Annotated in this window: 17 protein-coding genes; 8 read left to right on the forward strand and 9 right to left on the reverse strand. The window is 68.4% G+C overall.

Features of this window, described 5'->3' with window-relative positions; genetic code table 11:
• Positions 1-45: 45 nt before the first annotated feature.
• Positions 46-1,938 carry a BCCT family transporter gene (locus tag OED01_RS02060; protein WP_264156754.1) on the reverse strand — a complete coding sequence of 631 codons (1,893 nt, stop codon included), beginning with the start codon at positions 1,936-1,938 and terminating at the stop codon, positions 46-48.
• A gap of 43 nt (positions 1,939-1,981) precedes the next feature.
• The gene (locus tag OED01_RS02065) at positions 1,982-3,007 is read right to left on the reverse strand and encodes a LacI family DNA-binding transcriptional regulator (protein ID WP_264156755.1); all 1,026 of its coding nucleotides are present in this window, start codon (positions 3,005-3,007) and stop codon (positions 1,982-1,984) included.
• 145 nt (positions 3,008-3,152) lie between these two features.
• On the opposite strand from OED01_RS02065, the gene OED01_RS02070 reads away from it, so the two are divergent.
• The 4 genes from OED01_RS02070 to OED01_RS02085 all read left to right on the forward strand — a co-directional run bounded on the left by OED01_RS02070 (position 3,153) and on the right by OED01_RS02085 (position 8,579).
• The gene (locus OED01_RS02070) at positions 3,153-5,261 is read left to right on the forward strand and encodes a beta-galactosidase (protein WP_264156756.1); all 2,109 of its coding nucleotides are present in this window, start codon (positions 3,153-3,155) and stop codon (positions 5,259-5,261) included.
• A 39-nt stretch (positions 5,262-5,300) separates the two neighbouring features.
• The gene (locus OED01_RS02075; RefSeq protein ID WP_264156757.1) at positions 5,301-6,647 is read left to right on the forward strand and encodes an ABC transporter substrate-binding protein; all 1,347 of its coding nucleotides are present in this window, start codon (positions 5,301-5,303) and stop codon (positions 6,645-6,647) included.
• A gap of 67 nt (positions 6,648-6,714) precedes the next feature.
• Entirely contained in the window at positions 6,715-7,650 is a 936-nt protein-coding gene (locus tag OED01_RS02080; RefSeq protein ID WP_264156758.1) for a carbohydrate ABC transporter permease, read from the forward strand.
• The gene (locus tag OED01_RS02085; protein ID WP_264156759.1) at positions 7,647-8,579 is read left to right on the forward strand and encodes a carbohydrate ABC transporter permease; all 933 of its coding nucleotides are present in this window, start codon (positions 7,647-7,649) and stop codon (positions 8,577-8,579) included. The genes OED01_RS02080 and OED01_RS02085 overlap by 4 nt, the downstream gene beginning before the upstream one ends.
• 10 nt (positions 8,580-8,589) lie before the next feature.
• Here OED01_RS02085 and OED01_RS02090 read toward each other — a convergent pair whose 3' ends face one another.
• The 3 genes from OED01_RS02090 to OED01_RS02100 all read right to left on the reverse strand — a co-directional run bounded on the left by OED01_RS02090 (position 8,590) and on the right by OED01_RS02100 (position 12,122).
• A complete protein-coding gene (locus tag OED01_RS02090) occupies positions 8,590-10,110 on the reverse strand; it encodes a molybdopterin-dependent oxidoreductase (protein ID WP_264157898.1) in 1,521 nt (506 codons plus the stop codon).
• A gap of 180 nt (positions 10,111-10,290) precedes the next feature.
• The gene (locus tag OED01_RS02095) at positions 10,291-11,616 is read right to left on the reverse strand and encodes an MFS transporter (RefSeq protein WP_264157899.1); all 1,326 of its coding nucleotides are present in this window, start codon (positions 11,614-11,616) and stop codon (positions 10,291-10,293) included.
• A gap of 65 nt (positions 11,617-11,681) precedes the next feature.
• Positions 11,682-12,122 carry a MarR family winged helix-turn-helix transcriptional regulator gene (locus tag OED01_RS02100; protein ID WP_264156760.1) on the reverse strand — a complete coding sequence of 147 codons (441 nt, stop codon included), beginning with the start codon at positions 12,120-12,122 and terminating at the stop codon, positions 11,682-11,684.
• A gap of 83 nt (positions 12,123-12,205) precedes the next feature.
• Between OED01_RS02100 and OED01_RS02105 the strand changes: the two genes are divergently transcribed.
• From OED01_RS02105 to OED01_RS02120, 4 genes are read left to right on the forward strand one after another with little or no spacing between them, the layout of a single operon-like run.
• A complete protein-coding gene (locus tag OED01_RS02105) occupies positions 12,206-13,744 on the forward strand; it encodes a glycoside hydrolase family 43 protein (RefSeq protein ID WP_264156761.1) in 1,539 nt (512 codons plus the stop codon).
• A 2-nt stretch (positions 13,745-13,746) separates the two neighbouring features.
• Positions 13,747-14,763 (forward strand): LacI family DNA-binding transcriptional regulator, encoded by a 1,017-nt coding sequence (locus OED01_RS02110; RefSeq protein WP_264156762.1) that lies wholly within the window; start codon positions 13,747-13,749, stop codon positions 14,761-14,763.
• Positions 14,760-15,575: a DUF6807 domain-containing protein gene (locus OED01_RS02115; protein WP_264156763.1), complete on the forward strand. Its 816-nt coding sequence runs from the start codon at positions 14,760-14,762 to the stop codon at positions 15,573-15,575. The genes OED01_RS02110 and OED01_RS02115 overlap by 4 nt, the downstream gene beginning before the upstream one ends.
• The gene (locus tag OED01_RS02120; protein WP_264156764.1) at positions 15,572-16,906 is read left to right on the forward strand and encodes a serine hydrolase domain-containing protein; all 1,335 of its coding nucleotides are present in this window, start codon (positions 15,572-15,574) and stop codon (positions 16,904-16,906) included. The genes OED01_RS02115 and OED01_RS02120 overlap by 4 nt, the downstream gene beginning before the upstream one ends.
• Positions 16,907-17,049: 143 nt before the next feature.
• Here OED01_RS02120 and OED01_RS02125 read toward each other — a convergent pair whose 3' ends face one another.
• From OED01_RS02125 to OED01_RS02140, 4 genes are read right to left on the reverse strand one after another with little or no spacing between them, the layout of a single operon-like run.
• Positions 17,050-17,985, reverse strand: a complete 936-nt coding sequence (locus OED01_RS02125) for a carbohydrate ABC transporter permease (RefSeq protein ID WP_264156765.1) — start codon at positions 17,983-17,985, stop codon at positions 17,050-17,052.
• Positions 17,982-18,452: a hypothetical protein gene (locus OED01_RS02130; RefSeq protein ID WP_264156766.1), complete on the reverse strand. Its 471-nt coding sequence runs from the start codon at positions 18,450-18,452 to the stop codon at positions 17,982-17,984. Before OED01_RS02130 ends, OED01_RS02125 begins: the two co-directional genes overlap by 4 nt.
• Positions 18,449-19,744 (reverse strand): glycoside hydrolase family 28 protein, encoded by a 1,296-nt coding sequence (locus OED01_RS02135; protein ID WP_264156767.1) that lies wholly within the window; start codon positions 19,742-19,744, stop codon positions 18,449-18,451. Before OED01_RS02135 ends, OED01_RS02130 begins: the two co-directional genes overlap by 4 nt.
• Before the next feature lies 1 nt (position 19,745).
• Positions 19,746-21,263 carry an extracellular solute-binding protein gene (locus OED01_RS02140; RefSeq protein WP_264156768.1) on the reverse strand — a complete coding sequence of 506 codons (1,518 nt, stop codon included), beginning with the start codon at positions 21,261-21,263 and terminating at the stop codon, positions 19,746-19,748.

Below are 21,263 nucleotides of genomic sequence, written 5' to 3' on the forward strand. Positions count from 1 at the left end.
TACGGATCGACGACGGCCCGACGAAGGGCATTGACAATCCCGACCTCAGCGCACCGGGGACGCGCCTCCCTCGCCATGCTCGGGGATGTCCTGATCGTCGTGCGACGACAGCTCATCGTCCGAGACGAGCTCGTCCACATCGAGGACGGCCGGCCCTGCATCCGCATGGCTCTCGGCATCCAGCAGCTCGTGCGGGATGCGAACCGGTACGGTCGGCGCCACCGGCATCCCGAGTCGGCGCTGCAGGTGGCGCAGCCAGCGCGGCTGCGCCCCGAGGATTCCCTGTTCGGCGCGGGATTCGACCTCGAGCCCGTAGTAGTCGCCGATCTTGTCGATGAGCTGCGCGCGCTCGGCTCTGGCGTACGCACGGCGTTCCCGGATGAACGCGATCGCGGTGGCCCAGCAGATCAGCAGCATCACGATGCTGAACGGCAAGGCGATCGTGATCGCCGCGGTCTGCAGCGCGGTCAGCCCGCCGGCGAGCAGCAGGGCGATCGCGAGGATTGCGGTGACACCGACGAAGAACGCCCGGATCCACCGCTTCGGATTCTGCTGCCCGCCGGTCGCGATCATGCCCATGACCAGCGCCCCTGAGTCGGCCGAGGTGATGAAGAAGATCGAGATGAGCAGGATGGCGCCGATCGTGGCTACGCCCGTGCCTGGGATGTGCTGGAACAGCTCGAACAGCGCGCCCTGCAGATCGACCGAGCCGTCCTCGTTCGTCAGCGTCCCCGGCGACTGCAATTCGATCGCGAGCGCCGATCCGCCCATCACGGCGAACCACAGGATGCCCAGGAGCGTCGGCACGAGGATGACGCCGGCGACGAATTCGCGGACGGTGCGGCCCTTGGAGATCCGGGCGATGAAGATGCCCACGAACGGTGCCCACGAGATCCACCAGCCCCAGTAGAACGACGTCCACGCCGCCTGCCATTCCTCGCCGGCCTGGCCCTGGAAGGCGCTGACGTTGAACGACAGCCCCACGAAGTTCTGGACGTAATAGCCGATCGACTGCACGAACTCGCGCAGCAGGAACTCGGTCTGGCCCACCACGAGCAGGTACAGCACGAGCAGGCCGGCCATCACCAGGTTGATGTTCGACAGCCACTTCATGCCCTTCGTGACCCCGGACAACACCGATGCCAGCACGAACACCGAGATGACGAGGATGATGACGACCTGAGTCGGCTCGTCCGGTTTGCCGAGGCCGGCGGATGACAGGCCGGCGCTGATCTGGATCACACCGAGACCGAGCGAGGTGGCGACGCCGAACAGCGTCCCGACGAGCGCGACGACATCGATCGCATGGCCCCAGCCTCCTTCGACGCGCTTGCCGAGCAACGGCTCGAGCGTCCAGCGGATGGAGATCGGCCGACGCCGGCGATGGATGGCGTAGGCCAGGGCGAGTCCGATCACGACGTAGATCGACCAGGCGTGCACGCCCCAGTGCAGATAGGTCTGGCCGAGCGCGGCCTGGGCGAGCTGCTCCGGCGTGCCCTCGACGCCGGGGCGAGGATTCGTGAAGTGGCTGAGGGGCTCGGAGACGCCGTAGAACACCAGGCCGATGCCCATACCGGCGGCGAACAGCAGCGAGAACCAGCTCATGAGAGAGAACTCGGGCTCATCGTCATCACGACCGAGCTTGATGTCGCCGAAACGGCTGAAGCCCATGAACAGGCTGAACGCGACGAACAGCGCAGCGATCAGCACGTAGTACCAGTTGAACGCGTTGACGATCGTGTTCTGGATGGCGCCGAACATCTCCTCTGCGAGGTGCGGGGCGATGAGGGTGAACGAGACGAAGGCGAGGATGATCACCGCCGCAGGCCAGAACACCCAGCGCTGCACGGGAGGCAGCGATCTGCGCCTCGCCGTCGCTTCGTCCGGGAGGGAGGATGCCGAGACATCCTGATTCTGCGCGTTCTCCGGTCCGCTCATGACTCCACGGTAGCGAGGTCGGCCTGCACGCGGGGGAGCAACCTCAGGCGGAGGCGGGTGCCGGCCCGGATGAACGCCGCACGATCAGCTCCGGAAGCGGCACGTCGAGGTCGACCGCGTGGTCGGCGTCGATGAGCGCGAGCAGCCGGTGCAGCGCGGCTCGGCCCTGCAACTCGAACGGGTTGTGGACCGTGGTCAGCGGCGGGTCGTAGAAACGGGCCTCGGGGATGTCGTCGATGCCGACCACGCTCACGTCCTCCGGCACTCGGCGCCCGCTCTCCTTCAACGCGAGCATCGCGCCGAGCGCGGTCTGGTCGTTCGCGGCGACGACCGCTGTGGCGGCTCCGATCCCCGCGGCCTCCGCGACGGCCGCATAGCCGGAACGGGCGGACCAATCCCCCTGGATGACCGCCTCCGCCTCGAGAGCGTGACGAGTCAGGGCCGCGTGGAACGCCCGGGTGCGGTTGCGGGACGCCGACCAGTTGTCGGGTCCGGCGATCAGGGCGATCCGGCGGTGGCCCAAGCCGACGAGGTGGTCCACGAGCGCCGGTACCCCGACGGTGGAGAGGCGATTGCGATGCTGGTCAGGCGCGTCGTCGGATTCGACGTCGATGTACGTCGGAACGCGGAACCTCGTCGAGGCGAAGGCCTGCGACATCTCGTCGGTCGAGCCGAGTGCGAGGATGCCTGCGAGATCCTGCTGGGTCAGCAGCTGGAGCGATTCCTCGACCGCGTGCGGATTGCGCATGTCCAGTGACACGAGATCGAGGACGTAGCCGGCTTCGCGCGCGGCGGCCGCGGCGCCCTCGGCGATGCGGCTGGGTCCCACCTGTGACAACTCGTGCGTCAGGGCGCCGATGCGGTGCGAGCGCCCGGATTTCAGGCTCCGCGCCGTGAGGTTGGGGCGATAACCGAGTTCCGCGATGGCGCGATCGACCCTGGCCTGCGTCTCCGGCCGGATGCCGGGGTAGCCGCGCAGGAAGCGGGTCACCGTCTGGTGCGACACCCCGGCGGCGGCGGCGACGTCGTAGATCGTCGACGGCTTGGCTCGGGGGTTCCCGGCGGTCATGAGTGCTCCCGTCGTCTGGTCTCTCATGAACTTTTGCAGATCGAATCGAAACCGGGTCTTGACAAAGCAATGTGGTCGACAACATAGTAGCTCTCACCGGATGTTGTCGACAACATCCCACGACGAAGACAACGGAGTACGTCAGATGAAGCACCAGCGCCCCGCAGACGCCGCCGAATTCAGCGGCATCCTGTTCGGAGCCGCGTACTACGCGGAGTACCACCGCGAGGAGCGCACCGAAACCGACCTGGATCTCATGAAGGATGCCGGGTTCACGGTCATCCGGGTGGGGGAGTCGGTGTGGTCGACCTGGGAGCCGCGGGACGGCGAGTTCGACCTGGACTGGTTGCAGCCCGTCCTGGACGGAGCGCATGCGCGCGGGATCTCGGTGATCATCGGGACGCCGACCTACGCCGTGCCGCCGTGGTTGCAGCAGGCGTACCCCGAGATCGCAGCCGAGGTGCGTACGGGGGAGCCGATGGCGTGGGGCGCTCGGCAGGAGGTCGACTACTCGCACCCCGCGTTCCGCTTCCACGCTGAACGCGTCATCCGCGCTGTCATCGCCCGATATGCCGAGCACCCGGCCGTCATCGGCTACCAGGTGGACAACGAACCGGGAATGCTGCTGCCGCACAACCGGGGAACCTTTCGGCGATTCGTTCGCCGCCTCGCGGCGACGTACGGCGACGTCGAGACGCTCAACCGCGAGTGGGGTCTCACCTACTGGTCTCACCGCATCGCCGACTGGTCCGAGTTGTGGACCCCTGACGGCAACACGCTGCCGCAGTACGACCTCGCCTGGCGTCGCTATCAGGCCGATCTCACCACCGAGTTCATCACCTGGCAGGCCGACATCGTGCGCGAATACGCCCGGCCGGAGCAGTTCGTGACGACGTGCATCGCGTATCCGCGCCCTGCCGTCGACGATGAGAAGCTGGTGCGCGGACTCGACGTCACGGCCGGCAATCCCTACTACGCGATGCAGGACCACCTCGACGCGACGCTCGATCTCGAACCGGTGACGCCGTGGACGACGTCAGGGGTGGCCGGGCTGCTCCGACAGGCGGATCGCCTGTTCTCCTCCAAGCAGTCGCGCTTCCTCGTGACGGAGACGGATGCGCAGTCCATCGGCGGCCCGGAGTTCAACCTGCCGCCCTATCCGGGGCAGTTGCGTCAGGCCGCGCTCGCGCTGATCTCACGGGGCGCGGCGATGATCGAGTACTGGCACTGGCACACGCTGCCCTACGGCACGGAGACGTACTGGGGCGGCGTCCTCCCGCACAGCCTCGAGCCAGGGCGCATCTACGGTGAGGTCGCAGCGCTGGGCGCAGCGCTCGGATCCGTCGGCACGCGGCTTGATGGGTTCGAGCCTGATGCGGACGTCGCGATCCTCTGGTCGAACGACAGCCGGTACGCGCTCGAGTTCAGTCCGCCGTTCCCCGATGCCGACGGGCGAGCCGACCGAGCCGCGTATCACCGGATCTTCGACGCCTTCCATCGGGGCGTCATCGATGCCGGAGCGCAGACGCGCATCCTGCACCCTGCGCAGGCGCTCGGGATCGGAGCCGCCGCACTGGCCGAACGCTTCGGGGTGCTCATCGCGCCCGCCTTCTACGTCGCCACCGATGAGGAACTCGATCTCCTGGCCGCCTATGCGGACGCGGGAGGGCATCTGGTGATCGGCATCCGCACCGGGTATGCCGACGAGGAGGCGCGCGCCCGCATCGCGCAGGCGCCCGATCGGCTGGTCGAAGCCGCCGGCGTCCGGTACGAGGAGTTCTCGAATCTGCAGCGCGACGTTCCGGTGCGCACGACCGAACTGCCGGGCCCTGTGGGAACGGCTCGGCTCTGGGCGGACGGACTGATCGCGGACGAGAATGCCCAGGTCGTCGCCGGGTACGACCATCCGCGGTTCCGATCGTTCCCGGCCATCGTCACGAAGCCGCATGGTCGAGGCCGGGTGACCACCGTCGGCACCGTGCCATCCCACGAACTCGCCTCGAGCCTGATCCGGTGGGCCGTTCCGAAGCGGATCGCCGACCGGCTCACGAGCGAACACGCGCTTCCGGTGACGGTCGGCTCCGGCACGCTGCCGGGCGGACAGCGCGCCTGGTTCGTCTTCAACTGGAGTTGGACCGCGGCATCGATCGCCCTCGCATCCGATGTGGAGGATGCCGTCGACGGCACCGTCCACAGCGCCGCCGACGAGCTGACCATCGCCCCGTGGGGATCCCTGATCCTGTTGGACCGCTGACGCGCACCCGCTCGTCACTCGAAGAAGAGGAAGAAGGATATGAGAAACACAGCACATCGCCGCATGGCGCTCATCGCCGGCGCCGCCCTCACCGCTCTCGTCCTCGCCGGGTGCACTCCCGGTGGGCAGCAGGAGAGCGCGGGACCGATCACGGACGAGCAGCGCGAAGAGGCGCTCAGCACCCCGACCGAACTGACCTTCTGGACCTGGGTGCCGAACATCGAGGACGAGGTCGCACTCTTCGAGGCCAAGTACCCGGAGATCGACGTGAAGGTCGAGAACGTCGGGCAGGGACTCCCGCACTATCAGAAGCTGCGCAGTGCGCTCGAAGCCGGGGAGGGGGCGCCGGATGTCGCGCAGATCGAATATCAGCACATCCCCTCGTTCGTGCTCGCCGAGGCTCTGCTCGATCTCGCACCCTACGGTGCCGACGAGCTCGCCGACGACTACGTCGGCTGGGCGTGGAATCAGGTCTCACCAGGCGATGAGGTCTGGTCGATCCCGCAGGACGTCGGGCCGATGGGAAACCTCTACCGGGAGGACCTGCTGAGCCAGGCGGGGATCGCCGAGCCGCCCGCGACCTGGGAGGAGTATGCGACGGCAGCGCAGGCGGTGAAGGACGCCACCGGTTCGTACATCTCAAACCTCGGCGCCACGCAGGCCGGCCAGATGATCGGCTTCTTCTGGCAGGCGGGTCTCAAGCCGTTCGGCTACGACGGGAAGGAGACCGTCTCGATCGACGTCAACAACGAAGGCGCGAAGGAGATCGCGTCGTACTGGACCGAGCTGATCCAGAAGGACCTCGTCGCCACCGACGTCGACTTCACGGACCAGTGGTATCAAGGCCTGTCGAACGGGAAGTACGCCGGTTGGCTGACCGCGGCGTGGGGCCCGGTCTTCCTGCAGGGAACCGCCGAGAACACCTCGGGGCTCTGGCGTGCGGCGCCGCTGCCGCAGATCGAGGAAGGCGCCTCCGCGTCGGGTAACTGGGGTGGATCCTCCGACGCCGTGCTCGCGACGAGCAAGAACCCGATCGCCGCTGCGGAGCTGGCGATGTTCCTCAACCACGACGAGGAGTCGGCTATGCAGTTCGCGACGCAGCAGTTCCTCTACCCGCCGCAGATCTCGGTACTGGAGAACCCGGAGTTCGTCGACCTCGAGTCGGAGTTCTACGGCGGGCAGCAGGTCAACAAGCTGTTCGCGGAGATCTCCGAGACGGTCGATACAGACTTCCAGTGGCTGCCGTTCATGGACTACGCGTACGCCTCGTACGAGGAGAACGTCGGCACGGTCATCGCGGCCAAGGGTGACATCGCCGCTGCGCTCGACGCGTGGCAGGACGATCTCGTGACGTACGCCGAGGACCAGGGCTTCACCGTCGAGTGAGACCGGGTGGGGCGCCGCCGCGGCGACGCGCGCGGTGCCCCGCCGCCAGCTTCCGAGAGGATCCGTCATGTCGCAGTCCCCCTTGCCGGTGGCGCAGCGTCGCCGAACCGGCACCATCAAGCGCAAGCAGCAGCGTGCCGCCTATCTGTTCATCCTTCCCTTCTTCATCGTCTTCACCGCGATGCTCGTCGTCCCCCTCATCTACTCGGGCTACCTGAGCCTGTTCGAGAGCAAGCTCATCGGAGGTGAGCAGTTCGCCGGGCTCGCCAACTACGCCAGGGCATTGCTCGACCCGGATTTCCTGGCCAGCCTGGGGCGGGTGGCGCTGTTCCTCGTCGTGCAGGTGCCGATCATGCTGGGCCTCGCCCTGTTCTTCGCCCTCGCGCTGGACAGCGGCCGGGCGCGCGGTTCGCGCAGCATCCGGCTGCTGATCTTCATGCCGTACGCCGTCCCGGCCGTGGTGGCGACGCTGATGTGGGGCTACCTGTACGGCCCGGACTTCGGGCCGATCGCGCAGGTGGCGCGCGCCGTGGGCTTCGGCACCCCCGACTTCCTCTCGCCGGGGTCGATCCTCGGATCGATGATGAACATCGTCACGTGGGAGTTCATCGGCTACAACATGATCATCATGTACGCGGCTCTGCGGGCGATCCCGGCAGAACTGTACGAGGCGGCCGAGATCGACGGTGCGGGCCAGTTCCGCGTCGCCTGGAGCATCAAGATCCCCGCGATCCGCTCCGCCATCATGCTGACGGTCATCTTCAGCATCATCGGCTCCTTCCAGCTCTTCAACGAGCCCAGCCTGCTCAACACGATCGCCCCCGACGCGATCTCGAACTCGTTCACCCCGAACTACTACGCGTACAACCTCGCGTTCATCAATCAGGAGCTGAACTACGCCGCAGCCATCGCCTTCCTGCTCGGGATCGTGATCGCCGTCGTGTCGTACGTCGTCCAGCTCAGCGAACAGCGCCGTGAGCGGCGCGAGCGGAGGCTCTCATGACCGATCTCGACACTCGCGCCGTCGTCGCACCAGGATCGGTCAGCCGCCGACGCCGTGCTCGGCCTCCGCGTCCCTACGTCGCACAGAAGCGCCGCAGCGTGCTGCTGACCGTGCTGCTGTGGCTGTGCGTGCTCTACTTCGTCCTGCCGCTGTGGTGGCTCATCGTCTCGTCCACGAAGGACAACGCCGCCCTGTTCTCGACGTTCGGTCTGTGGTTCGGCGGGGAGTTCTCGCTGTGGGACAACCTCGTCCAGCTCTTCGAGATGCGCGACGGGATCTTCCTGAGGTGGATCCTGAACACCATCCTGTATGCGGTCGTCGCGGCCGTCGGGGCGACCCTGCTGTCCGCGATGGCCGGCTACGCGTTCGCGAAGTACGAGTTCCGCGGCGGGAAGCTGCTGTTCAGCATCACGCTCGGTGCCGTCATGATCCCGCTCACCGCTCTGGCCCTGCCGACGTATCTGCTGTTCTCCGCGGCGAACCTCACCGATACGCCGTGGGCCATCATCGTCCCGTCGCTCGTCAGCCCTTTCGGTGTCTACCTGATGCGCGTGTACGCGGCCGATGCGATCCCGGACAGCATCGTCGAGGCCGCGCGCGTCGACGGCTCGGGCGAGTTCCGCACGTTCTGGCAGATCGGGCTACGGCTCCTCGGACCTGGCCTGGTGACCGTCTTCCTCTTCTCGCTCGTCGGCACCTGGAACAACTACTTCCTGCCGCTGATCATGCTGAACACCTCGGAGCTGTATCCGATCACCGTCGGTCTCGCGCAGATCCAGGCGGCTGCCTCGGCCGGCGGCGGTTCGCAGGCGGTGTTCTCGACCGTGATCACCGGATCGTTCGTCTCGATCCTCCCGCTCGTGGTGGCGTTCCTGTTCCTGCAGCGCTATTGGCAGACGGGGCTGTCCTCCGGCAGCGTGAAGGAATGAGCTGAGAGCGTCAGCGGACGTTGATGGCGACGGTGTGCCACCCCGTCGCCCCGTCGGGTGCCGGCGGTGCGGAAGCCTCGGTCTGCGTCTCCCCGTCGGCACCGACGGCGCGGCACCGGATGCGGTGGTCGCCGGGTTCGGCGGACCACGGCATCCGCCACTGCACCCAGGTGTCGTCCGAGATGGCCGGAGCCAGCTCGGCCCGCCGCCAGTCGCCGTCGTCGATCTGCACTTCGACGGCGGCGACGCCGGTGTGCGGCTGCCACGCGACACCGGCGATCACGCTGTCGCCGGCGGCGACGTCGCGCCCGGCCCGTGGCACGTCGATGCGGGACTGCAGCTTGATCGGACCGCGCTCGGACCACCCGCGGTCGGTCCAGTACGCCCGGTCCCGATCGAAGCGCGTGACTTCGAGATCCGTGACCCACTTGGTGGCGGAGACGTAGCCGTAGAGTCCAGGTACGACCATGCGCACGGGGAAGCCGTGCGCGAGTGGCAGCGGCTCTCCGTTCATGCCGATCGCGAGCAGCGCATCGCGGTCGTCCGTGAGCGCCTCCAGGGGAGTGCTCGCGGTGAAGCCGTCGACCGACGTCGACAGCACCATGTCGGCATCAGCGGTGGGACGCGCGCGCGCGAGCAGCTCGCGGATCGGATGCCCGAGCCACACGGCGTTGCCGATCAGGTCTCCGCCGACCTCGTTCGATACGCACGACAACGTCACCGTCGTCTCCGTCATCGGCAGAGCCAGCAGCTCGTCCCACGTGAGTTCGATCTCCTCCGCCACCATCCCGTGGATGCGCAGTCGCCAGGATGCCGGATCGACCGTCGGCACGACGATGGCGGTGTCGATCCGGTAGAAATCGGCGTTCGGCGTGATCAGCGGGGTGATGCCGGGGACATCGAGCACCGCCCCGGCTGGTGGAGCCGGCGCCGGGGCCGAGGGCTTCGGCAGGCGCAGCGCGTCGCGCACGGTGGTGACCGCCGAGGTGCCCGCGCGCGCGACGGTTCCGGCGATCGTGAGCGCGATGCCGAGCGCGGCCGTGCCGCCGGCCCAGGCGAGGAAGCGGCGCCGCGACGGCAGCTCCGCGTGCGCTGCGGCATCCGCTTCGGGGCGACCGACCAGGACGCCGACGAGCAGGTGCAGGGCGAGGGCGCCGGTCGCTCCGGCCAGCAGGGAGGGCAGCCACGACGGCATCCCGGCATCCGACGATCGCGTGACGGCGATCGCGGCGACGATGGCGCCGATCGCGACGAACGTGCTCACACCGGACCGTCGCCATCTCGCCTCGCACAGGCCGAGTGCCGCGGCGGCCACGACCAGGACGAGGCCGATCCCGATCAGCAGAGCGACCTTGTCGGCGGTGCCGAACCACGCGATCGCGGTGTCCTTCGCCCACGTCGGAGCCGCGTCGATCAGCGCCCCGCCGACCACGGTGAACGGACCAGAGGTCGCGGCGAACAGTGCGGCGGCGAGCTCGCCGACCCCGACGCCGACGATCGCCGCCGCGATACCGGCGATCGCGGCCATCATCGCGCGGGGTCGGGAAGAGGCGGTCACAGGCTCAGGCTACGAGCATCGAGACGCGCACGGGGCACCGGTCACGGAATCGTAAGGACTCGTCCCGCGTGAGGCGGGCGAGAAACCACTTCGTACTCGAGAAACCACGTCGGCAGGTGTTTCTCGCGCCCCGCATGGTTTCTCGCCGGCCGGTCACGCGGAGCGGCGCTCCGTCCGGATCGGCGTCGTCGCGGCGACCTCGTCGCTGAACTCCGTCGGGTCGGGCCCGACCACGGTCAGCGGCCGGGTCTCATCGAGCGTGAGCAGGAAGCGGGCGTCCTCTCGGCGGTGCAGGCGTCCGGAGGCCAGCATCCATCCGACGCCGATCATCATCGCGAGGATGCCGGCGAAACCGCCGACCGCGATCGCGGCTCGCGGTCCGAAGACGTCCGTGACCCACCCGGCGATGGGAGCGCCCACGGGCGTCGACCCCATGATCACCGCCATGTAGAGCGCGAGCACCCGGCCGCGCAGCGCCGGATCGGTCGTCGTCTGGACGTAGCCGTTCGCGGTCGTCATCATCGTCACGATCATGAACCCGACGAACATGAGCGACGCGGCGTACGTCCAGTAGGTCGGCATCGCGGCCGAGATGAGCGAGACGACCCCGAAGCCGCCGGCGGCGATCACGAACACACGGATGCGCGCGCGCTCGCGCCTCGCCGCGAGCAGCGCGCCGGTGAGCGATCCGATCGCCAGCACAGAGCTGAGCACACCGTACCCGTCAGCCTCCCGACCGAACTCGAGCGCCATGGTCGAGGCGAAGATGGGGAAGTTCATGCCGAACGCACCGATGAGGAACACCATCACGAAGGTCACGGCGAGGTCGCTCCGCCGCCACGCGTAGCGGAAGCCCTCGGCCAGACCCGAGCCCTTGCGGCTCTTCGCCCGAGGCAGGAGCTCGCTCGAACGCATCAGCAGCAGTGCGATGAGCATGGCGAGGAAGGTGACCGCATTCGCGACGAACACCCAGCCGGTGCCGACGGCGACGATCAGGAGGCCGCCGACCGCAGGCCCCAGGAGCCGTGCCATGTTGAACGACGCCGAGTTGAGCGCGACCGCGTTGGACGCGTCGTCGATCGACACCATGTCCGACACGAACGCCTGGCGCGCCGGTGCATCGAAGGCGTTGGTGATGCCGAAGGCCAACGCGAACAGGAACATGAGCGGCAGCGTCATGACCCCGGTCAGCAGCAGCGCCGCGACGCCGAGCGCGAGCACCATGAGGGTCGACTGGGTCACGAGCAGGAGCTTGCGGCGGTCGAAGCGGTCGGCCGCCCATCCGGTCAGGCTGACGAGCACGAGCGGAGGGCCGAACTGCAGCGCCATGGTCACGCCCATGGCCGTCGCGTCGTTGTCGGTCAGCTCGGTCAGCACGACCCAGTCCTGTGCTGTGGCCTGCATCCAGCCGCCGACGTTCGACACCAGCGCGCCGATGAACCAGACCCGGTAGTTGAAGGTCGAGAACGACCGGAACATCGCAGGGGCCCCGCGCCCGGAGGCTCGGCGCGACGCGCCGGCGGCGCGTCGCGAGGACGAACGGGTCATCGCTCGGCCACCTTCCGCATAAGGGCGCTCGCTTCTCGGAGCGTCTCCAGCTCGGCCTCGGTGAAGTCCAGCTCCGCCAGCGCGGACGACAGCGCGGCATCGCGTTTGCGCACCGTCTCGGTCACGACATCCGTGCCGGCATCCGTGATCGCCACCTGGACGCGGCGTCGGTCGTCCTCGTCCTGCACGCGGGTCACGTATCCGTCCTCTACGAGGGCTGCGACCGTACTGGACATCGTCGGGGCCGTCACCCGCTCGCGCTGCGCGAGAGCGCCGATCGTGAGGGCCCCGTTCATCTTCAGATTCGCGAGCACGGCGAAGTGCGCGTCGCTGATGTGGTCGTCTGCGCGTTCGCGTCGGAGACGGCGGGCCAGCCGGAAGGTGGCCATGCGCAAGTCGGTGGCGGTGGTGTGCAGAGATTCGTCGGAGGCAGGCATTACTTAGGTAGTCTAACTAAGTTTCGGATGCCGAGGGCGGCGAGACTTGGACAGGAACCGGTTTCTCGACTACCGTGAGGGAGATGAAACTCGTCGAAGACGCGAGCCTGTATCGCAATCCGATCATCGATGCCGATGTGCCGGATCCTGACGCCATCCGCGTCGGTGATCGCTTCTACCTCGTGGCATCGAGCTTCCATCGCGCGCCCGGATTGCCGATCTTCGCCTCCGACGATCTCGTGAACTGGACGCGCATCTCCTACGCGCTCGAGCGCAACGAACCTTTGGCCTGGTTCGCCCTGCCCCGGCACGGGGGAGGCGTGTGGGCCCCTTCGATCCGGCACCACGACGGGACCTTCTTCGTGGTGTACCCCGACCCCGACCAGGGGATCTTCGTCGTGACCGCCGAGGACCCGGCAGGGCCCTGGTCGCCGCCGCGCCTGCTCCTGGCCGGACTCGGGCTGATCGACCCCTGCCCGCTCTGGGACGAGGACGGCCGAACCTACCTCGTGCACGGCTGGGCGCGCTCGCGCTCCGGACGCAAGAACGTGCTCACGGTCGTCCCCGTCGACGAGCGCCTCACCGAGACGCGCGGCGTCGCCGTCGATGTCATCGACGGCGATCGCCTCGACGGGTTCACCACGCTCGAGGGGCCGAAGTTCTACCAGCGCGACGGCGCGTACTGGATCTTCGCCCCGGCCGGCGGTGTGGCCACCGGGTGGCAGACGGTGTTCCGCGCGGACGATCCCTACGGTCCGTACGAGCACCGCATCGTGCTCGCGCAGGGCGACACCCCGGTCAACGGGCCGCATCAGGGAGCCTGGGTCGACGACGGCGACGGGGGTGACTGGTTCCTGCACTTCCAGGACCGCGGCGTGTACGGCAGGGTGCTGCACCTGCAGCCCATGGCGTGGGGCGAGGACGGCTGGCCTGTGATGGGCCAGGCGGTCGCCGGTGGCCCGGCGCAGCCGGTGCTGCAGCATCCGTCCCCGCGGGGAACCGGTCAGGGCATCCGCACGCTGGCGCGCTCGGACGATTTCGCCGGCGGTGCACCGAGCGCGAGCTGGCAGTGGGAGGCCGATCCGGATCCGGATGCCGTGGTGCGGCGCGGCCATGATGCCTGGCGATCGGACGCGCTCACGCTGCGCGGCAGTGCGGACGGGGGCAATGTCCGCACGTTTCCCCGTGTCCTGTCGCAGCCGCTGCCCGGCCAGCCCTCCGCATCCCGGGTGGACGTCGAGCTCGTCTCGGCGAGGCCGGGGGATCGGGCGGGCATCGCCGTGCTCGGTCACGCCTACGTCTGGGCAGGGGTGCGGATCGGCGAGGCCGGGGCCGAGGCCGTCGTCGCCGTCCGCGGACGCGAGGACCAGGAGGAGCACGTGCATCTGCGGGTGCCGGTCTCCGCTGCGACCGCGACGGTCATGCTGGATGTCGACGCCGACGCGCGCGTGCGCGTCGCGCTGATGGCAGATGGTGCGAGGATCGACATCGATCCGCAGTTCCAGGCGATCGAGGGGCACTGGGTCGGGGCGGCGGTCTCGCTGTTCGCAGCGGGGCGGCACGGAGCAGGCGACGCGCTCGCCCGGTTCCGCGGCTTCGGCATCACGATGGGGGATGGGTGACGATGGCCACACGACGAGCGCGGACAGCGCCCACGCGCGAGACGACGATCAACGACATCGCTCAGGCGGCCGGGGTGTCGAAGGCGACCGTGTCACGCGTGCTCAACGGCATCCCGACGGTGAACGCCGAGATCGCGCAGCGCGTCCGGCAGGTGATCGACGAGCTCGGCTACACGCCGAGCCAGACCGCGCGCTCGCTCTCGCTCGGGGTGAGCAGGACCGTCGGCGTGCTCGTCCCCGATCTCGGGAACCCGATGTTCCACCAGGTCCTGCACGGCTTCAACAGGGCTGCGGCGCGCGACGGCTACCACGTCGTGGTCACGGATTCGTTCGAGGATGCCGACGGCGAGCCGGACCTCGCCCGCGACCTGCGCGACCGCACGGATGCCGTCGCGCTGTTCTCCCCCCGCATGACGCGGCCCGACCTGCTCGAGCTGCTGCCGCGGATCGGCCCCGTCGCGGTGTTCAACCGCACGACGGGCAAGAACGCCGGCTCCGTGCTGATCGACTATCACGAGGGCGTGATCGTGCTCGCCCGCCACCTCATCGCGCTGGGGCACCGACGGATCGCGTTCCTCGCGGGCCCTGCCTACGCGCGTGCGAACTGGGAGCGCGAGCGCGGTCTCGCCGAGATCCGCGAGAGCGAACCGGACGTCGAGATCATCGACGTGCCGTGCGGTCACTCGTTCGAGGACGGATACGACGCCTGGCCAGCGCTGCGCGCCACCGGGGCCACCGCCGTGATCGCGTACAACGACGTCGTGGCGCTCGGCCTGCTGGGACGCCTGTCCGAGGAAGGGGTCGCGGTGCCGGACGAGGTCTCAGTCGCCGGCTTCGACGACATCCCCTTCGCGCGGTACTCGTCCCCCTCGCTGACGACGATGACGTCGCGCCTCGGTGAGATCGGCGAGCAGATCTGGACCGTGCTCCGAGCGGAGATGACGGCGGATCCCCTGCGCGAGCCGATCATGTTCTCGCCGGAGCTCGCGGCGCGCGCCAGCACGAGGACGCGCGCATGACGATCGAGCTGATGCGCCTCGGGAGCGCGGTCGTCGAGTATCACGACGGCATCGGCGTCGATCACGACCTGTCCCCGCGTCCGTTCCTGACGGCGACGACACCGCTCGGCGTCGCGGTCACGCAGGTCGAGCCGGGCGATCACCGCCATCATCTCGGCGTGAGCGCTGCGATGCCCGATGTCAACGGCACGAGCTTCTGGGGCGGACGCACGTACGTGCGCGAGCGGGGCTCCCTGATGCTCGACAACCACGGCATGCAGCAGGTGACCAGCCGCGATGTGCGCGACGGGACGATCGTCGAACAGGTCGTGTGGCGGGATGCGCTCGGCGCGACGTTGCTCGACGAGGAGCGCACGATCACGGTCCGCCCTGGAGACGGCGTCTGGGAGGTCGTCTGGGCCTCGCGGCTCACCGCGCCCGAGCAGGACGTCAGCTTCGGCAGCCCCCAGACGAACGGCCGACCCGGCGCCTTCTACGGCGGGCTGTTCTGGCGCGCCCCCTTCCCCGAGGCGCGCGTGCGCACCGCGGACGGCAGCGGTGTCGACGCGGCGCACGGATCGCTCTCGCCCTGGATCTGTCTGGACGCCGAGGACGCATCGCTCGTCGGCGCCAGCACCAACGGCCTGCCCTGGTTCGTCCGCGCCGAGGGATACGTCGGGTTCGGGCCCGCGGTCGCCGTCGAGGGCCGCCGCGAGCTGCCCCGGGGGGAGACGCTGCATCTCGACCTCGCCGTGGCGATCCTCGAGCGCTCGCCGGTGGATCCGGCCGGGGTCGCCGAGCAGCTCCTCGCCGGCGTCGGGGACGCCGTGTGAGACAGACCCTGACAACCCTGTTCGCCGAAGCGCAGGCGGCGGACATCGCACTGCACTCGGTCCAGATCAGCGTCGCGGGTGAGTCCCTCGTGAGCGACAGCATCGAGCCGTTCGGACTCGACGTCCCGCACCGGATGTACTCCGTGTCGAAGTCGTTCACCGGGCTCGCCGTCCTGCTCCTCGCCGAAGAGGGACGACTCGATCTGGACGACGGCATCGCGGCGTACTTCCCCGAGCAGGGTCCGGTGCACCCCTGGCTCGAGCAGACCCGCATCGACGACATGCTCGCGATGACCGGCCCGCACAGCCGGACGACGTACGTCGAGGCATCCGACAGCTGGTTCGACTCCTACTTCCGCGTGCCGCCCACGCACCGCGCAGGCACGCTGTTCACGTACGACACGAGCGCCTCGTACGTGCTCGCCGCCCTGGTCGAACGCATCGCCGGGATGCCCGTGCTCGATTACCTGCGCCCTCGCCTGCTCGACCCGCTCGGCGTCGGCGCCGGCGCGCACTTCCTGCCCGGCCCGGAGGGGATCAGCCACGGCGGGTCAGGCCTCATCATGGCGCCGGGCGATCTGCTCCCGATCGCGGAGCTGCTCAACGCCGGCGGATGCCTGGGCGCAGAGCGCATCGTTCCCGAGCGTGCGGTCGCGCGGCTGCTCGAGCGGCGCAGCTCACCGGCGATGCAGACCTGGGGAGCGCCGTTGCGTGCCGGCTACGGGCGGCAGGTCTGGCTTCCGGGTGGCGGCGGCTGGATGATGTTCGGGCTCGGCGGTCAGATCGTCTACGGCGACCCGGCACGCCGGATCGCGGCCGTCGTGACGGCGGACACCACCACGCTGACCGGCGGCGATCAGCGGCTGGTCGACATGCTGCTTCGTGCGCTGGATGTCGTCGGCGCGGACGGCCGTGACGCGGATGCCGTGAGCACGCCCGCCCTCGCGCCGCCGGCGCCCGGCGGCCATCCCGGCAACGCGAGGTCGTTGGTCGTCGAAGTGGAACTCATGACCGGCGAGGACGCCCCTGAAGCGATGTCCGTCGATGTCGGCGCGGCGGGCGGCCGCGTCCGATGGGATGCCGCGCACGAACTGGTCTTCGACACGGAACGGCCGATGACGACGCGGACGCCGTTGGGCGACGCCGTCATCACGGCCGGCTGGACCGAACGCGGCGTCCTCGACGTGAGACTGAGCGCGGTGGGGAACGACATCGCGTCGGTGCGCCTGCGGCTGGTCGCCGACGATGACGGCATCCTCACCGTGATGTGTCAAGGATTCGGGCCTGCGATCGACCCGTCGTGGACGTTCCGCGGCAGCTATCGGCACTGACGCCGGTCGCGGATTCCAGGTCGCAGATCCTGCCGTTATGAGGCCCGCGAAGCGGCAGGATCTGCGACCCAGACGGGGCGCGAACCTGCGAACCCGCAGGATCTGCGACCCAGGGGATCTTCACGCCCCGTCGCTCAGGAGGATCAGCCCTTGACCGAGCCGACCAGCGCGCCCTTGACGAAGAACCGCTGCACGAACGGGTAGATGAGGAGCATCGGCAGCGTCGCGACGAAGATCACGGCCATGCGGATCGACTGCGCCGGCGGCACGATGTCGACCGCCGACTCGCTGGCGTTCAACCCGCTCGCCACGATCACGATCTGACGCAGCAGCACCTGCATGGGCCACAGCTCCGAGCTGTTGATGTACAGGATCGCGCTCTGGTAGGTGTTCCAGTAGTAGACCGCGTAGAACAGGCCGATCGTCGCGATCGAGGCCAGAGACAGCGGCAGCACGATGCGCCAGAAGACTCCGAACTCGCTGCAGCCGTCGATCCGCGCGGCTTCTTCCAGGCTCTCCGGGATCCCCTGGAAGAAGCTGCGCATGATGACGAAGTTGAAGGCGTTGATGGCGACCGGGATGATCAGCGACCACAGCGAGTCGATCATGCCGAGGCTCTTGACGACGATGAACGTCGGGATCATCCCGCCCGCGAACAGCATCGTGAACAGCACCAGGAAGTTGATGACCCTGCGGCCCTTCAGGTGCTTCTTCGACAGCGCGTACGCCATGAACGCGGTGAGAACGAGGGAGATGAACGTGCCGCCGATCGTGACGATCGCCGAGACGCCGAGCGCGCGGAAGATCGTCGGCGTCGACAGGATGTAGCGATAGGCATCGAGGCTGAAGGTCTCGGGCCAGAGGATGAACGGACGCGTCGCCAGCTCTCCGGGCGTTGCCAGCGAGCTCGCCAGCACGTTGACGAACGGCAGCACGCAGATCAGGGCGAAGGCGATCAGGACGATCGCATTGATGATCGTGAACGCCCGGCGACCTGGCGTGACGCGGCGCTTGTTGCGGGCGGCGCGGCGCACCTGGATCGGGATCGTCGCGCTGGAGACGGGTACCGTGTTGGTCATTTCGAGCTCCCAGGGGTGGGCGTGCGCACCGCGAACAGCGCTGCGGAGAGGAAGAAGAGGAACGCGACGGGATACAGCACGAGCTGCGTGCCGATGAGGCACGCCAGCCCCGCGCCGGCGAACCACCAGCCCGTCGAGCGGCGACGCGGCCGATACGTGGCGAAGAACCAGCCGACCGCGCACAGCAGGGCGATGACGACGAGCGAGAACCCGAACCACGCCGCGAGCGTGTTCAGCACGGTGTGCGCATCGGCCGCGGGGACGTCGAGCCCGGCGGCGCTGAGGGCAGGAAGGACGGACTCCTCGAGCGTCTCGGCGTCCGCACGGTTGATCACCAGCGCGACACCGCCCTGCAGGACGGCGGCGGCGGCGAAGCCGATCGCCGCGATGATCAGTTCGGCGCGGCGACGGAACGGGGCGGCGGCATGGGCATCCTGGGGCTTCGACGACTCGGTCATGACACTCATACCAGCGCACCTCCTCGGGTCTCCAGGCTCGCCGTGCCGTCGGTCACGAGGACGGGGCCCACAGCGCCGTCGATGCGGAGTCCGGTGATGCGCAGGCCTGTCGCGAACTGCGCGTGCACCCCGGCCGACGCCATCGCCGGGACGCCGTCGGCCATCGCGGGGACGGTGGGAACGGCATCCGGTGCGAAGGAGACGACGAAGTCGTCGAGCGTGAGATCGTCGATCGGCGCCTCGGGCAGGCCGGAGACCCAGGCGGCGCAGGAGGTGACGTTCGTCGCGGTGATATGGGCCAGATGGATGCCGCGGAAGCGCGGTGTTCCGGCATCCACCGGCTGGGCGGTTCGGTCGGACACGATCGGCGCCTTGCCGTCCGGCCCGCAGAAGTAGAAGGGGTTGATGACCAGCGGGCACATCACGCCGTCCATCACGATGTTGGAGACGCGCACGTCGGAGACGGTGCCGCCTCGGCCGCGACGCGACTTGATGCGGATGCCCCGGTCGGTGCCCTGGAACACGCAGTTGGAGATCACGACGCCGCGGACGCCGCCGGACATCTCGCTGCCGATCACGACGCCGCCGTGGCCGTGCACCATCGTGCAGTTCGTGATCGCGATGTTCTCGCACGGCACGCGGTCGAGCGACTTCTCGCTGCCGGCCTTGATGGCGATGCAGTCGTCGCCGACGTCGATGTGGCAGTCGCTGATGCGCACGTTGCGGCACGACTCCGGATCGATGCCGTCGGTGTTGGGGGAGTCGGCGGGGTTGAGGATGCGGATGCCGGAGATCCGCACGTCCTCGCACAGCAGGGGATGCACGGTCCACGCCGGCGAGTCGCGCAGCGTGACGCCGGTGATCTCGACACGCGAGCAGCCGTGCAGGCCGATCAGCGTGGGACGCGGGAACGACAGGGAGCCGGTGCGGAAGGCATCCCACCACCAGGCGCCGCCACCGTCGATCTCGCCGCGGCCGGTGATCGCGATGTCCGACGCGTCCCTGGCATAGATGCAGGGGGAGTGGATCGTCGTCGCCGCGCCCTCCCAGCGCGCTCCGACCGGAGGGTAGAGGGCGGGGTCTGCGACGAAACGCAGCACCGCCCCCGCCTCCAGGTGGAGTTCGACACGGGAACGCAGACGCAGAGCGCCCGTCTCGTGCACGCCGGACGTGATCGTCACACGTCCGCCGCCGGCATCCGCCGCCCGATCGATGGCTTCCTGCAGCGCGAGCGTCGTGCGCTTCGCGTTGCCGGGCCCGATCCGGGTGGGTGTGCTCTGCATCTGCGTCGTCCCGCTCATCTCAGTTGTTCTCCGCGTATGAAGCGCTGAGCTCTTCGATGATCGTGCTGAGGCCCTGGCCTTCGAGCTTCTCGATGGCGTCCTCGTAGCCGGCCATTTCGAGCTGTCCGACCATGTACTTGTTGTAGGCGTCGTTCGCAGCCTGCTGGATCGTCGACCAGCTCTGGTCGAACGCGTCCGACGACAGCGGCAGCGTGGGATCGACCACCGCGAACTCCGTGTTCTCCTCGATCTTCTCGTTGCCCTCGTCGACGTACGGCGTCGAGCTCTTGAACGTGACGACGTTGTCGCTGGGGCGGGACGACGAGTACGGCTGCACCTCCTGCTCCCACTTCGGCTGGTCGGCGATCGTCACGACGCCGTCTGCGTCGACGGTGTAGTGCTCGTCCTCGATGCCGTTCGTCATCAACGTGAAGGCCTCCTCGTCGAGGAGCTTGTCGATGAAGGCCAGCATGCCTCGCAGCTCGTCCTCGGTCTCGACCTGGCTCTTCGACATGGCCAGCCAGCCGCCGAAGCCGCCGTTCGTGTCGGACAGGATGCGTCGCGGCACGTCCTCGTACGTGATGTCGTTGATCAGCGCCCACGACATCGGCGTGTTCGGGTCGGAGCTGACCGCGAGGTTCATGTAGCCCTTCGGCTCGAACAGGCCGGTCACGACGATGCCGCCCTTGCCCTGCGCGATCGCGTCGATCTGATTCTGCTTCTGCATCGTGACGAACTCGCCGTTGACCGCGCCCTGCTCGTACAGGCCGCGGTACCACTCCATGGCCTGTTTGAACTCGTCGGTCTGGAAGGTCGGGATGACTTCGTCGTCCTCGACGACGAAGTTGTTGCCTGCGCCGAAGTAGCCGGCGAGGCTCTTGAACCCGAGCTTGAAGCTCTCCAGGCGGTCGAGGAATCCCGTGGTGTCATCCTTGCCGTTGCCGTCGGGGTCCTGCGTCGCGAAGGCCACAGCGACCTCGCCGAGCTCTTCGATCGTGTGCGGGACCTCCAGGCCGAGATTGTCCAACCAGTCCTGCCGCACGATCACGCCGTACCGCGCGATCGGCTTCTGGAACGGCACACCGTAGAGGTGTCCGTCGACGCGAGCCGATGCGAGCGTCTGATCGTCGATCTTGGACAGGTTTGGGTAATCGTCGAGGTAGGGCTCCACGTCCCAGAACTGGCCGGATTTCAACGCCTGGCGCACCGACGTGTTCGTGATGTTCGTCAGCGAGGTGATGTCGGCGAGCGAGTCCGACGCGAGTGCGGCGTTGATCTTCTCGTCGGCGGAGGCGGCAGGAACCCACTGGAAGTCGATTTCGGCTCCGGTGGTCTCCTCCAGCGCGGTCTGGATGGGTCCGTCCGCGTCCGGAGTCGTCGGCGTGTGCAGGATCGCCATCCAGGAGATCTCTTCGGGGATCTCGGCGGCTCCGCCACCGTCGGCGGATGCGTCGCCCGACGCCCCGCATCCGACGAGCGCGAGTGCGACGACGGCGGCGGAAGCGGTGGCGAGCGTCAGTCGGGAACGGTTGCGCAT

This window comes from Microbacterium sp. M28 (assembly GCF_025836995.1).
In the GTDB taxonomy this organism is placed as follows: domain Bacteria; phylum Actinomycetota; class Actinomycetes; order Actinomycetales; family Microbacteriaceae; genus Microbacterium.

Coding starts and splice junctions, on each gene's coding strand:
- OED01_RS02060 (WP_264156754.1), bottom strand. CDS start 1,938: ATGAGCGGACCGGAGAACGCGCAGAATCAGGATGTCTCGGCATCCTCC.
- OED01_RS02065 (WP_264156755.1), bottom strand. CDS start 3,007: ATGACCGCCGGGAACCCCCGAGCCAAGCCGTCGACGATCTACGACGTC.
- OED01_RS02070 (WP_264156756.1), top strand. CDS start 3,153: ATGAAGCACCAGCGCCCCGCAGACGCCGCCGAATTCAGCGGCATCCTG.
- OED01_RS02075 (WP_264156757.1), top strand. CDS start 5,301: ATGAGAAACACAGCACATCGCCGCATGGCGCTCATCGCCGGCGCCGCC.
- OED01_RS02080 (WP_264156758.1), top strand. CDS start 6,715: ATGTCGCAGTCCCCCTTGCCGGTGGCGCAGCGTCGCCGAACCGGCACC.
- OED01_RS02085 (WP_264156759.1), top strand. CDS start 7,647: ATGACCGATCTCGACACTCGCGCCGTCGTCGCACCAGGATCGGTCAGC.
- OED01_RS02090 (WP_264157898.1), bottom strand. CDS start 10,110: ATGATGGCCGCGATCGCCGGTATCGCGGCGGCGATCGTCGGCGTCGGG.
- OED01_RS02095 (WP_264157899.1), bottom strand. CDS start 11,616: ATGTTCCGGTCGTTCTCGACCTTCAACTACCGGGTCTGGTTCATCGGC.
- OED01_RS02100 (WP_264156760.1), bottom strand. CDS start 12,122: ATGCCTGCCTCCGACGAATCTCTGCACACCACCGCCACCGACTTGCGC.
- OED01_RS02105 (WP_264156761.1), top strand. CDS start 12,206: ATGAAACTCGTCGAAGACGCGAGCCTGTATCGCAATCCGATCATCGAT.
- OED01_RS02110 (WP_264156762.1), top strand. CDS start 13,747: ATGGCCACACGACGAGCGCGGACAGCGCCCACGCGCGAGACGACGATC.
- OED01_RS02115 (WP_264156763.1), top strand. CDS start 14,760: ATGACGATCGAGCTGATGCGCCTCGGGAGCGCGGTCGTCGAGTATCAC.
- OED01_RS02125 (WP_264156765.1), bottom strand. CDS start 17,985: ATGACCAACACGGTACCCGTCTCCAGCGCGACGATCCCGATCCAGGTG.
- OED01_RS02130 (WP_264156766.1), bottom strand. CDS start 18,452: ATGAGTGTCATGACCGAGTCGTCGAAGCCCCAGGATGCCCATGCCGCC.
- OED01_RS02135 (WP_264156767.1), bottom strand. CDS start 19,744: ATGAGCGGGACGACGCAGATGCAGAGCACACCCACCCGGATCGGGCCC.
- OED01_RS02140 (WP_264156768.1), bottom strand. CDS start 21,263: ATGCGCAACCGTTCCCGACTGACGCTCGCCACCGCTTCCGCCGCCGTC.